We start from the raw sequence: 13,889 nt of genomic DNA on the forward strand, positions 1-13,889 counted from the left end.
ATTATCATCTCTGAACAGGCTTTGCAATCAACGCTAGAAAGTCCATTCCCGAAGTGCGTATTACCTTGAACTTTCTTAATTTCTAAGTTATCGGCCTCAGTAAGGTACAAAATAGAGTTTATCCATAACTGTTTGCTGTGGTGGTATTTTTCTCAACGAGCGGCTGGATCATGCGCTGCCTATAGCCGCCTTCGGTCAGCTCGGTAACCGGGTATTCAGGAAGAATAACGCCGTCCTCAGCCCTCCGGCCCGGTAGGTACCATCCGCCGCAAGGAAAACCATGGGAAAGAGCGACATTCAGCACCCCGCGGTCTACCCCGGTTTGGCCCCCGGAAATGATCTTCTCTAGCGCCATGCTCGCTCCCTTACACTACCCGATTTCACATCTCGTCGTTCACATCGCCCAACGACCTCAGTATTTCGCTTCTTTCAGAACCTCCAGCGGCGTCTTTTCCGGGGTCCCCTCCGGCCCTCGGACATAGCTTTCTATCCACCGCAACCGCCGCTTACTGCGCCGTTCTCCATAGGGCACCAGCTTAAAATGGCCGCGCACCCGCACGCGGTAGTCAAGCCGCCAACCCCCGCCGCCTTGACGGGGACGGCCAAAATGATCGGCTGGCGACCGGAGCTCGGCGATCCGGAACAAACTATGAGTCTTGTGGCGCGCCTTGGCTTTCTTGCGTTGGCGGAGCGTGCTCGGATCGAACCGGGGCAAAACTCCACGGGTTCTTGTTCTAAAGTAGCCCGATAGAGCAGCACGAGCTGGATGAAATCAGAGACGGCGCATCGCACTTCCGCCCGATCGAGCGGTATATCCGCCTGCCCATAGGGCAATTCCTCGGAGGTCAGCATCCAGGCATAGCGCCCCAGCATCCGGTCGCTTCCGGGCGCGGTGATCACCGCAACAGCGGCCACGGCGCCTTCCTGGAGCGGGGTGGGCTGGGTAAACACCGCCCGGATCTGGTGGGACTCATCAAGCAGGAGCGCGCGGTGAGGCAGGTCGAGATACCACGTATGCTCTCGCAGCAACGGCCAATGCTCGGTGGCTTGGGTAGGGGGACTGGCCTGGGCCAGATCCTCGGCCAGGCTCGCAGGCACCTTCAACCCCCGCGGGCTGAACATAGCGGCTGGGAGGGAATCCGTCGCGCCGGCCTGGAGCCCGAGATCCTGGGGAATGGAACCATCCAGGCAAAACGGCAGCAGCGCGGCAAAAAAAGTGGTGGTCACGGCCCTCTGCTCGCCTGCCTTCAGCGGGAGGCCGGAAGAGGGCTGGGCGTAATTAAATAAGGTAAACCCCCGGCTTTGCCGGGTTGCGACCAGCGAGCTGGGTGGTAGCACACAAATCCCAGCTCTCAAGGATAGGACCGAAAGTACTGGCTGTACAGAGATATGGTCAGGCCCTGTAGCATCCAGGTGCCCCTACCCGGACGTGCTGCGGAGTCATCCAAGGTGCGAAGCTTCGGGGACAATGATTCGACCACTGGAAGCCTCATCCGGTCGAGAACTAGGGGAGGATAGAGAGGGTGAACGCAAGTGAAGAACCTACGTAAAGGCTCGTGAAGCCGAAACTGCCAAAGAGGCTGCCAGGCAGTGCCAAAAGGCAAGCGGGTAGGCCCAGGGTAGACCTGCGACCCTGGCGATGCTCACCACGCCCGTCGGGTCACAGGTTCCACTCTACTCCATTCGCATCTTTAGTCCTATCAACTGGGTAAGCCCCATTTGCCCCGCCGATAGGCGGTAGCCTGACCGCAAGGGAGGGAGATGGCGGAGGGGGTAAAGGATGCCGGAGGAAGCGAACGCCGACCCTGTAATGGGGACGGATAGGGCTTCAAGCTTTGGCCTGACCTGAAAGGGTGCTGACTTCCGGCGGGTCTCGACGATAGCGAAGCACTGAAGTGACGTGAACGGTTGGAGACGTTAGACAATGCTAGTCATTGAACAGACCAACGGGCGGGAGCTGACACGCTGGGCCGATATTAATTGGTCCACCGTGGAAGCGAACGTGCGCCGGCTTCAGGGCCGTATCTATCGTGCTGCGGCGACAAAGCAGTAGAGGCGCGAGCCGTATGACAAGTAATTGTCGTGTACGGTTCCTAGGGGGCGGGGTCACAGCAATGTGACCCTGCTACCCGGCGGTCATTTAACTTGCCAGGTTGGACAGACACATCCATTGGATGGCCTCCCGATCGGTGCGCAAGCTCTTGGTGAGGGGAGTACCCTGAAACCTATCCAGCGCGCCAGCGACGTAGTAGTCCAGCCAGGTTAGCATGAAAGACTCTTTTGTTGATTGGGATAATACCATTTAGAAAAAGATATATATGTTCTGGATTGTATCGTGGCGTAGATTTTTTACTGATTAACTTGCCTCTTCCCGCAGCGAAAAACAAGAAAAAAAGTGGGGAGGGGCATTGAGTAAAATAAACCCTCGGATACTGTTGGCGAATGCGCTGCTCATGGTGCCAATGCGGCAAAGCGCGAGGTTCGCGTGGTCGCTCGAGGCAGATCCGTCAACCACGCCACAAGCCGCTCCAGGTTGATGGCTGCCACTGTTGCCACTTGCTGGAGGTATGTTCTACAAGTGACACATAACAAGCGGTCAACCGGACCGCCTGTAAGCTGCGTTTGTCGGTTCCCTCCGCCCTTCGGGCTACGACGGCCGATTACCTCAAGCGTTAGATCTATTCGAAGTCCTGTGCGTATGAGCAATTTTTTATGTGTGTCGGAGGTAATAATCAAGTTCACACGCCTACCCATATCTCTGAGTCAGAGATTAGAAGATGCAACTCGTAGCTAACGGCCCCGATATTCCCGAGGCGCTGTTGCAGGCACACGAGGAAGGCCTCGTGGTATTCTTCTGCGGCGCGGGCATTTCCTACCCGGCCGGGCTGCCAGGTTTCAAAGGTCTAGTAGACGCGATCTACCACCTCGTCGGTACCATGCCCAATGCCATTGAAGAGGAAGCCTACAAACGCAAGCAGTTTGACGCTACGCTGGACCTTCTGGAGCGGCGCTTGCCTGGGCAGCGGCTGGCAGTCCGCAAGGCCTTGGCCGAGGCGCTACAGCCAAAGCTGCGCCGCAAAGGCGCCACCGACACCCACGCTGCCCTGTTGCAACTAGCGCGCAGCCGCGACGGGGCGCTGCGCTTGGTGACCACCAACTTCGACCGCATCTTCGAGCGGGTGGCCAAGCGCAATAAGCAGTCGATCAACACTTACGCGGCGCCGATGCTGCCCATTCCGAAAAACAGCCGCTGGAATGGGTTGGTATATCTGCACGGTCTGCTGCCGGAGCGCTCGGATGCAAGCGCCTTGAATCAGCTGGTGCTCACCAGCGGCGACTTTGGCCTGGCCTACCTGACCGACCGTTGGGCAGCGCGCTTTATCAGCGAGCTGTTCCGCAACTACGTGGTCTGCTTCGTGGGCTACAGTATCAACGACCCCGTGCTGCGCTACATGATGGACGCGTTGGCCGCCGACCGGAGGCTGGGAGAGACCACGCCCCAAGCTTACGCCCTGGGCGACTGTGCACCCGGACAAGAAAGCGGCAAGATCATCGAGTGGGAAGCCAAGGGCGTTGTACCAATCCTTTACGAGGTGCCCGCCGGCACTCGCGACCATTCGGCCCTGCATCGCACCTTGAAGGCTTGGGCCGAAACCTACCGCGATGGCATTCTTGGCAAGGAGCGAATCGTGGTGGACTACGCCATGGCGCATCCATCTGCAAGCACCCGGCAGGATGACTTCGTTGGCCGCATGCTTTGGGCGCTGTCCCACGAATCGGGGCTGCCCGCTAAACGATTTGCCGACTTTGACCCCGTGCCGCCACTGGACTGGCTGGAGCCGTTTTCGGAGAAATGCTACCGGCACGGCGACCTGGCGCGTTTCGGCGTGCCACCGCATGCCGAGGTGGACGACAAACTCTGCTTCAGCCTGGTCTGTCGCCCTGCACCCCACACCCGGACACCGTGGATGATGCTGGTGTCGGGCGGCCCAATGGACAGCCAATGGGACGACAGGATGCGCCATCTCGCCCGCTGGCTGGTGCAGCACCTCGACAATCCAGACCTAATCCTGTGGCTGGCCCAGCACGGCGGCCTATTGCACGATCAGCTGGTACGGCTCATAGAAGACAAACTGGACACGTTCGCCCGCCTGGAACGCGAAGGCAATACGGACGAATTGGCGCGCATTCGGGCCCAGTCTCTGGACGCCATCCCCCGGCCGCTGCTGCGGCCCATGTGGCGTCTGCTGTTAACAAACCGGGTGAAATCGCCCTGGCGTGGCCTGGATCTCTATCGTTGGAAGGACCGGCTCAAACGCGATGGCCTGACCGCCACGCTGCGTTTCGAGTTGCGCGAGCTACTAGCCCCCAAGGTCGCGTTGGAAAAGCCATTCTGCTGGCGCGAGGACGACACTGAGACCGAAGCCCCCGAGCGCTTGAAGCAGCTCGTCGATTGGGAATTGGTGCTGGCCGCCGACCATGTGCATTCTTCGCTCAATGATCTAGCGGATGCCGAGTGCTGGCGTAACGCCTTACCGGCACTGCTTGAGGATTTTCAACAACTGTTGCGCGATGCGCTGGACCTGCTGCGTGAGCTGGGCGAAGCCGACGATCGCGGTGACCGCTCGTATTGGGATTTGCCTTCCATCAGCCCGCACTGGCAAAACCGGGGCTTTTGCGATTGGGTAGCATTGATTGAGCTGGTGCGTGATGCCTGGCTGGCCGTTCGGGAAAGTGATCCCGCCCGCGCCACTCAGGTGGCGCAGACATGGTTTGCCGCGCCGTATCCCACCTTCAAACGCCTGGCGCTGTTCGCGGCCCGCCACGACGACTGCATCGCGCCGGCTCAATGGGTGGATTGGCTTTTAGCTGACGATGCGTGGTGGTTGTGGTCTTTCGACACGATGCGCGAAACCCTGCGCCTCTTAGTGAAACAAGGCCTTCACCTCACACCACAAGCGCGAGGCCAACTGGAAACCGCCATCCTGGCTGGTCCGCCGCGAGCGATGTACCAGGATGATATCGAGCCCGAACGCTGGCAAAACTGGGTGGATCGCTCGGTCTGGCTGCATCTCGCGAAACTGAAGTCATCTGGTGGGAACCTTGGTTTGGCCGCCACTGAACGGCTGGGCGCGTTATCGGCGGCACACCCGGAATGGCGCCTTGCGAACAACGAGTGCGATGAGTTCTCCCGCTGGACGAGTGGTACCGGCGACCCCGACTTCGAGGACAACATTGAGGTCGACCTCGCGCCGCGCAAGCGAGGTGAGCTGGTCCACTGGTTGAAAAAGCCACCGCCTTCTAAGCATCTCTTCTACGAGGATACCTGGCGCGAGACCTGCCGCGCGCGGTTCTTCCATTGCGCCTATGCGCTATGCGACCTCGCCCGGGAAAGGCAATGGCCTTCCGGACGCTGGCGCGAAGCCTTGCAGGCCTGGAGCGAGGAAGAACGGGTATTGCGCTCATGGAGATTTATCGCACCGCTGGTCCAAACCATGCCGGACGAAATGCTGAGGGATATCGCGCACAGCCTTACCTGGTGGCTGAAGGCTGTCTCAAAATCCTTGGACCGCCATGAAGACATCTTCCTGGGCCTGTGCCGACGCATCCTTGCATTGCCGCATCAGGATGGGATGGATACCGATCAATCCGTCACCCGAGCCATTAATCACCCAGTTGGCCACGTCACACAGGCTTTGCTGAACCTATGGTTTAAACGAAAGCCCAATGACAACGATAAGCTACCGGCCGACCTGGAACCCATCTTCACCCAACTGTGTGACATCGGCGTGGCACAGTTCCGCCACGGTCGCGTGCTGCTGGCATCGCGCCTCATCGCCTTATTCCGCGTGGACCGGTCTTGGACGGAGGCCCATTTGCTGCCACTGTTCGACTGGACGATTGACGCCGCTGAGGCACGCGCGGCCTGGAAAGGTTTCCTGTGGTCCCCGCGCCTGTATCGGCCGCTGCTGATCGCGTTCAAAACACAATTCCTCGACACCGTCCGCCACTACTCGGAGTTGGGTGAGCATGCCCAGCAATTCGCCGCATTTCTGACCTATGCGGCGCTGGACCCGGTAGACACTTATACCGCGGAAGAATTCCAGACCGCCCTTGGCGCATTGCCGCAGGAGGGTTTGCACAAAGCTGCGCAGGCACTCGTCCAGGCGCTGGAAGGGGCTGGCGAGCAAAGAGAGGACTACTGGGTCAATCGCATTCAGCCGTTTTGGCAAGCCATCTGGCCCAAATCCCGCCAACTGGCCTCGAAGAGCATCGCGGGAAGCCTCGCCCAGCTCAGCATTGCCGCCCGTGGCCAATTCCCCGCAGCATTGGCTGCTGTTCTGGACTGGGTACAGCCGATTGAGCATCCTCACTTCGTCGTGCGCCTGTTGCACGAATCAGGTTTGCCTGGACGATTTCCGGAGGATGCGCTATGCCTCTTAGATGCCATCATCGACAATCAACCCCGGGCGCCTCGAAAATTGGGACAATGCTTGAACGCTATTGCGAAGGCTGCGCCCGCTTTGGAGCAAAATCACCGCTATCAGCGGTTGACAGAGTACTCCCGGCGACGTGGCATTTGATCGTGAGTTCGGAAACCCTTGCCACATCAGGTTAGTCAGTCTATTTCATGTTGGAGACATAGGAGACGCTTATGTCAATGCCTAGCGGTTACGTGCGCTGCCACGGGTGCGATTTCGAGGGCGTTATGCAGCGACGTCCGATCACGCTTGAGTACGTGCTTCCCGGTGGGGCCGTGGTTCAAGGATATCGTGTATTTTCTTGGTGCTCCTCATGCGAAAATGTTACTGAAGCAGAGGAAGCATTTGACACCGATTCAATTCAAGCCGAAATTGACTCGCTCAGGCAACAACAGGTTGGTTTCATTGGCCGCCTTTTTGGTGGTGGAAAGGCGGAAGATGTTGAAATTAAGCGTCTTCGGGGAAGGCTCCAGCTCGCACAACTTAGGCAGTCGGGGCCGCGCTGTCTGAGATGCGGGGAAACAACGGTAGTCCCTCTGGCCTTTGATGAGAGCGGAACATCTAGTATCGTCCATACATGTGGCCGTCGCCTCTTCATGGTTCCCGAAGATCCCGACGCTCCGCGATTTATGTTCAGGCCAGAGGCGATCCGGCTTGACCCAGAGGGGTGGAAAATTTGAACTCATGAAAAAAAACCCGACTTTCCGACCCCCTATTTTTAAGTTACTCATTTTTCGGCCTTTTTGAATCCTGGCTTTAAACTGGCACGAATTTTAATTTAGTATTTTCCGTAAGTTACGAAGGGGGGTCGGAAAGTCGGTTTACCCCTAATAGCCCAGACATTTTCCAGGGCTGTAAAGCAGAAGCCACTTTTTTTGCTCGACGGAGTCTGTACGATCTTGGATATTTCGGATTCAGAAAATTCAGCTCATCTACGAGCTAGAGGCCAACTCTCACGTGAAGTAGCGAAGCGATGCACTAACTGCCCGTCATCGCCTCTGTATTGCCTTAAGACCGCGCCGACCCACTTAGCTTGACCGACAGCCCTGCTGATAATATCAACAGCCCGATTGGTAGCGATCACTAACCAGCCTTCGCCGCAAACTTCATCTATCCGGGGTGGACTTCTATCGATTGGGCCGTCCATCCACCAGAGGCTTTCAGCCATCAACTCACCATTGCTATCGATCCAGCGGAACAAGCCCTCAGAGGCCAATTGCCATCCCAATGCAAGCGCGAGAGAAGGATTCAGGGCCAGCCAGTTACCGCCACCCCAATCTACTTGGTACGGTCTCCCATAGATCACGGTTGATGGCTCATCAGCTCCAGATAGCTTTGGGTAATCACACACGTTCCAATCGCTACACCAAGGGAAAAATTGGTCCGCGCTATCAATCTGTCCCGGAGTCGGCCAATCGGGATGGCAAACCATGGAAAAGCGGTACTCGGTGGGGGTCTTCCAATCCAGGCTGCGGATACAAGTTAATTCTCCCAACACTACAAATCCATTTGCAAGAATGGGAACGAATACCTCTATTGCCTCGGCTCCCTTTTCGACCCAGGCAGTATCTGGATACGGCCCCATGATCCGTGGAGAGGGCATATGAATGCATTCTAGTCTGGCGATAGGCTCACGTAACGACAGGGCTGAATCGTGGCGTCGGAACCATCCCTCCAAGAAGTTTTGGCTGCGACTATCCAGTCTGCCGGCATCAAGCAATTCAGCCACCAAATATGAGATAGCCAACAGCGCCACCTGAGGCCGGGGGCGATGGTAAGTGATCTCTAATTTCATGGCGCGCAGCCATATACGAAGTTTCTCCTCGGCTGCCTTGTTCCATTCCTTCTCTGGTGCCAAAGCCCGCTTAAGTGCAGTTGTGCGCGCCAATAAATTCGGAAGAGGTAAGCCAGTTAATTTATAGAGGAGCGTCAGATCCGACTTAAACGGCTGAACCATCTCCAATGGATCATGAGTGTCAGGAAAAACCTCACCGGGCTTCAAGACATGGGTTGGAACTGCCTCTTCAGTGTTCTGGAGTGAGGGTAATTCCAGCTTGAAAATTGAGGGGAGTCGCCTGCGATCATCTGATACCTGCTCCGGCTCTATCGCCAGTGGCCGCACAAGTCCTAGCGCCATTCTGCGGACTACAAAATCAGGGGACGCACACAGCACACTCAGCTGATCGGCAAAACTTCCAATAAAATCGGGACGCTCGGGATAGACTGACTCCAATACGGCAAGGGCTTGAATAGGCCGAATGCCTTTGTCGCCCAGGAAATTCGCCAGCTCCAACTGCAAAGGGTTGTCGCCAAGCCGATCGAGCACCATCCGGCATAGAGTCCGATGGGCCATCTCCCTAATCTCTGGGATTGGGATGTCAGCCGCCCGAAAACTAAAATAGGCCAGCATCTCATAAGAAGTGGTTGGATCTGGAGTCAAATCAAGATCAGGCGGAAGCTCTTTTGGATCAGCGAAGTCGCTGAGCTGATACACATGCTCCCGGATTTCTTCCCAAAGAGCCTTCAGTGGCGGTACCTCAAACAGGATTTCGCTCAAATCTTCCAGATTAGCCAGCAAATTGGAAGGGTATCGATAGTCAGCTAGATAATCGTCCACCAAGCATTCGATTGCCCTTTGGCGCCAAACCTCCGGGTTAATAGTTACCAACGCTCTCAAAATAACCTGCCGGCTGCCTCCATCAAACCAACGATCCCAGCCTTGAGGCCGTGTCTCATTCACCAGCGGCTCCACTATTTGCAGTGCCTCTTCCGTAAAGCCCAGGGCGTAGAGGCGCTCTGCAAAAAGCGCCTCAACCCTATAGCCTGGCTGGAAGAAAGAAAGGCTCTCACGGAGTTGATATATCTGCTCCCGTGTGAGCCCCTTGGCCAAAGGACGTACCAGGCTATCCCAACGAAAATGCTCGGTGGATTCGACAGTATCGATTAGAGAAAGGAGCTCTCGGTACGATCTGACACGGAGCTGAGCATCCTCCGTGGTGAGTATCTCACCGGTCTTTAAAGTAAGCGCCGGCTGGCCTGCGCCATCCCTTTTTGTCGGAGTTGTCGGCAAGCGTTTGCTGAACTCAGATTCTTCCCCACCAACCTTGCGGAGTCCTATGAGCAAGTTCTTCCACCAATCCAGACGGATAGAAGGAAACGCCCTGATTTCGATGGTGCGCGCCAGATCCGCAAGTAAGTTTTCGGCTTGCTGGGCACTTCGTACTTCATGGCAGCGGGCGGCCAGAGTCTCTGCCAATTCCGGCAGGACTCCCGCTGCGAAGGGGATAAGCAGGTGGCGAGCAACGGCGAAGATAGCCTCGATCGGTGGATCGTCGTCCTGGAGGGCAGCTAATAGCAGGCCATTCACCGCCGAGGTATAGTGAAGAGCATGTCGGTCGAATAGCCATTCCACAAGTGGGAGGCTATAGGCCGGCTTCCAAGTGGCAACCAGTTTTACCAGGTCTATCGCGGCATCCTGTATGTCTCGCCCCCGGTTGGATTGTTCGAGACTTACTAACACTGCCGCGAATTGCCGAACATCTTCTACTGTCGTCCCTGGGAAGGTGGAATTGATCCGTTGCAACCACTCCATCCAGCGCGAAAATTGGGTATCCTTGTCGTGGTAGATGCCAAACGTGTCCTGCAGTATTTTCGGCAAGAGCTTTTGGGCCCGTTCGGTCTCGCCAAGCTTGATCCAAGCTCGCGTAAGCCGCTGATAGTTGTTAATACGGCTTTGTATATCGTTGTCTGCCCCGATCTCTGTTTCGATACATGCCAGCCTGTTGACTAGACGCTCCCGCAAATCATCCGCCTCATAAAGGGCTATTGAGATCTCTTGGCGCCAATCGACACTCCAAAATCCCTTGTCCTTGGCCCAGCGTTCTTCAAATGCCTTGCTCAAGGCCTGCACGGCCGCCATTCCGTGGGTAGCCGCTGCCTGGATGGCGAAGCGGAAAAAGTCCTGTGCAGCACTTTCGAGCTCATACCATCCGTACCAATCCCGGGCCTCTAGGAAATCGCGCCGGAATAGTCTCAACGCTGAGCGAAGCTCGCTTACCACAGCACTGGGAGTCCACACGTCACCGGCCCAGGCCCGCCCCCATAGATTGGCGATAATGACCAGATGCCGCTCAAACAGCACGGTTCCCTGATGTTGCGGTTCTTCACTGCTTGGTACCGCCACCGTGGGTTCCATAGCTCTACCAAGGGCGGCCAGCAGTCGGTTCAGCCGGATCCGCCATGAGAATGGGCTAAGATTTTTCCGGTGGTGTCTGAATTTGCCCCATTGATAGAGGGGCGGCTGCCCTATCCCCTCAATCCAGCGAGCCGCCTCTTCCCGATCATTCCTGATACGAAGCAGAAACTCGGCGATCAGCAACCGGTCGTCTTTATCCAACTCAGCGGTCTGTGCCCATTCCAGAAGTCGATCAAGAGCCTGCCCGGTACTATCCTCGGGAGAACGGCGAAGGCAGGTTTGAAAATCTAGGTATATTAACCATTTTTCAGCGTCCTCCCGTGATTGCAAGTGGGACACCAGCGCATCCAGCTGAGTACTATCCCCACTTTCGAATACCTCGTCGATCAAGGCATTCAATGCCAAATCATGCACTGGTTCGACTTCTCGCTCAGAATCAACCGCTTCCCAAGCGTGATCCTTATTTATATCTACCCGCAGCTGCGAGATAGCCGTGAAAATCTGGTCTAAAGGTCGGAAGTGGTGAGCAACCCTAGCCCAAGCCTCCAGCCGGTCCAAATCAGATCCTTCTGTGTCTGTGGCTGATATACGGTTTGCACCCGAAAGCAGCTCCAAGGGTTCGGCAGCATTGAATATCATTCTTGCCGTCTCCCGCGCCCTGGCATCCATCAGGTGCGCACACAGATGCAGAGCTTCGATCGCTGAGATCCTCAGATGACGGCCGTCGAGGGCATAGTCCCGTGCAGCCTCCACGCCCTTCACAGCCAGCAGTAGACCCGGTAGGTCGATCTGATCCAAGGTGAATTGACGCTCGCCTAGTTCGTGCTCGATCAGCAGACAGCGAATGATCACAAGGGCATCTTGTCGGGCACGAGCGGCTCTAAGTACCAGGGTTATGTCCTCTCGGATAGCCTCCAGGGGACGCAAGGTGAAAAATTGCTGCCGGAAACGGTCCTGCTGGCCCAGTTTGAGCACCGCGTCCCAGTCGTCGGCATAGGCACAATGGTAGATCTCTTCCCAGGTCCATGACAAATCTGTACCGCTGGCTGCAGCGTAGTCAGCAAGCTTCCGGTGATAGTCGCGATGCCGCTTATCGTCATAGTCGCCGAATAAGTCGCGGCTTGTCTTGTCTAGGATGAACTGCCTGAAGCTGTTGTGGAAGAAGTGCCACCGCGTGTCGGTCTCCTTGCGGAAATAGTGTTGGGCCTGTTTCAGGAATTCAGCTACGGTGGCTTCTTCCACCCAATCGACCAACGCCTTTGGGTTCGGCGGAACCCGCATGCGGGCGATCAGCGCGAACAGTTCGACGAGCGCTCTATTACTTTCGAGCTTCTGCCAGTAGAGTTCGTAACTTTGCTCAATGTGGCCGCGGTATGGGTCGGTTTCGGCGAGGAGGCCTTGCAGCTGCTCCTCACCGACGGCTAAACACAGACGCTGAACCAAGTAGATCAAAGCTAACGGGTGGCCGTCGGAAAGACGGAAAACCTCTTCCTTTTGAGCAGCCGTTAGGTGGATAGGAAAGTTTGCATCATCCAGCATTGCAAACACGGCCTCTCGGTCCAGCGGCTTGATGGCCAGGGTACGTCCTTGCTCGCGAAGGTGCACCTTGATGGCGGGAGACAAGCCTTTCAGCTCGAGCGTCTGCGTGCCAAGAATGAATAGGACCCCCTTAGGAATCGAGTCCGGGTGAGGCAAATCTGCGAGCAAACTCCGCTCGGGTGTTTGCTCCCGTTCAATATGGTCGAGCCCGTCCACCAAGATCAGGGTGAGGATGCCATCCTCGGCCCACTTTCGGTGGATCTGCGTCAGTTGTTCGGAGAGTAGTTCCTGATAGCCCTCCCGGGTTGTGGGCTGGCTTCGAGGTTGTTCTCCATGAAAGCCCTGGCGTTGTAACGCCAGACATACATCATGCAAGAAGTGCGAGGCCTCACCTCTGCCCTGAAAGGGGCTGTCAGGGACGAAAGCATAATAACGAACGAGCCGATAACCCTTTTTGTAGCGGAGGGTATGAGTCAGCGTGGTTGACTTACCAGAGCCGGGGGTACCGATCAGGGCCAGGTAACCACGATTGAGTTGATGCAAGCTTTCATCCAGATCGGCAACGGTTGCTTTGATGGGTTGATAGAGATCATCAATAGGGAATTCGTGGGAAAAACGTGCCTTGAACCTTGTCTCCCACCCCAATCGCTTTAAAATTTCATCGCGATCCAGCTGAACGGTGCGCCGTTCACCGCCAGCCATATCAAGAAACAGTATGGTGAGTCGATCTATATCTTCTACTCGTTGCCTACTGTCACGCCCCCCAAGTGTATCAACCTCTGGCAAGCGATAGTTGAATCTGAATTCACACGCACGTAGGAACTCCAGGAACCGGGGTTGGTCGAGCTGTGATGCTTTTTGGAGCGCATCTAGTACAGGCCGCCAGCAGGCCGGCGCGTTACCCAATCCGTGAACGACCCATGTCCTGTTGCTCCAACAGTCCCTCAGAAATCCCTGAAAATGAGGCTGATCGGGCGCAGGCTCACCATGGGGGATTCTTGCCCGGGTCGACGGGATATGACGGCTTATCAGGTGGACGTGGACCTGCCGATCGGGGTACGCCCTGGATAATCTATCCCACCCATCGGCGAGTTGCCGAACAAGGCTAGGACGCTGCTCACCAGAGCGAGTTTGATCTTCCTTAGTTAAATCTGTAAAGCTGATATTCTCCGTATTTTCTGCCCATTTCACTTGGAAGGCATCCAGGCGACCTTCCGAGGAAATCTGAATATCATCGACTTGTCCTGCCTCGGGATCGGCTACACGGAACCACTCCAAGGTGCCTTCGAGCAGTGCGCAATAGATGAGGTCAGCTGCGATTGTGTACTGAGCTTTGTAGCCCACCATTGCGGCGCGTTCACCATCAGCTGGACGTTTTCTACTTGCCATTATTTCGTGCACTGACAAGGTTCAGATTCGAGCAACCAATAACACTCCATCAGATTATCCATGGAAAACCAATGCTCATGTTGACTATAAGCGCTCATCACCATTTCCAAAATCGTGCAGTTAGAGCAGGTTCTATATACTCAGAATTATTTGTGTAGCGCCACCATCTGGCGTTCAATCCAAATAGCCTCTCTTTATCGGCAAGGGGTGAAACTCGCTTACACGTGTTCTCCTCAAAGGTGGTAATGATAGGTGAACGTAAATACCAGGCAACAACCCGCCCC

Annotated in this window: 7 protein-coding genes; 3 read left to right on the forward strand and 4 right to left on the reverse strand. The window is 56.1% G+C overall.

Annotated elements, in window-relative coordinates; all coding sequences use genetic code 11:
- Positions 1-118: 118 nt before the first annotated feature.
- Both NHAL_RS19515 and NHAL_RS19520 read right to left on the reverse strand, forming a co-directional pair.
- Positions 119-355, reverse strand: a complete 237-nt coding sequence (locus tag NHAL_RS19515) for a YpsA SLOG family protein (RefSeq protein ID WP_013028135.1) — start codon at positions 353-355, stop codon at positions 119-121.
- Between the two features lie 131 nt (positions 356-486).
- A complete protein-coding gene (locus NHAL_RS19520) occupies positions 487-1,338 on the reverse strand; it encodes a hypothetical protein (protein ID WP_013028136.1) in 852 nt (283 codons plus the stop codon).
- A 586-nt stretch (positions 1,339-1,924) separates the two neighbouring features.
- On the opposite strand from NHAL_RS19520, the gene NHAL_RS20790 reads away from it, so the two are divergent.
- Positions 1,925-2,053: a reverse transcriptase N-terminal domain-containing protein gene (locus NHAL_RS20790; RefSeq protein ID WP_013028137.1), complete on the forward strand. Its 129-nt coding sequence runs from the start codon at positions 1,925-1,927 to the stop codon at positions 2,051-2,053.
- Between the two features lie 87 nt (positions 2,054-2,140).
- Here NHAL_RS20790 and NHAL_RS22315 read toward each other — a convergent pair whose 3' ends face one another.
- On the reverse strand, positions 2,141-2,269 hold the full coding sequence (locus NHAL_RS22315; RefSeq protein WP_013028138.1) for a hypothetical protein: 129 nt from the start codon (positions 2,267-2,269) through the stop codon (positions 2,141-2,143).
- A 508-nt stretch (positions 2,270-2,777) separates the two neighbouring features.
- Here NHAL_RS22315 and dsr1 point away from each other — a divergent pair.
- Positions 2,778-6,584, forward strand: a complete 3,807-nt coding sequence (dsr1, locus tag NHAL_RS19525; protein WP_013028139.1) for an anti-phage defense-associated sirtuin Dsr1 — start codon at positions 2,778-2,780, stop codon at positions 6,582-6,584.
- Between the two features lie 71 nt (positions 6,585-6,655).
- Positions 6,656-7,162, forward strand: a complete 507-nt coding sequence (locus tag NHAL_RS19530; protein WP_013028140.1) for a hypothetical protein — start codon at positions 6,656-6,658, stop codon at positions 7,160-7,162.
- A gap of 248 nt (positions 7,163-7,410) precedes the next feature.
- Here NHAL_RS19530 and NHAL_RS19535 read toward each other — a convergent pair whose 3' ends face one another.
- Entirely contained in the window at positions 7,411-13,605 is a 6,195-nt protein-coding gene (locus NHAL_RS19535) for an AAA family ATPase (RefSeq protein ID WP_013028141.1), read from the reverse strand.
- Between the last annotated feature and the right edge of the window lie 284 nt (positions 13,606-13,889).

It is taken from the genome of Nitrosococcus halophilus Nc 4 (assembly GCF_000024725.1).
Classification (GTDB): Bacteria; Pseudomonadota; Gammaproteobacteria; order Nitrosococcales; family Nitrosococcaceae; genus Nitrosococcus; species Nitrosococcus halophilus.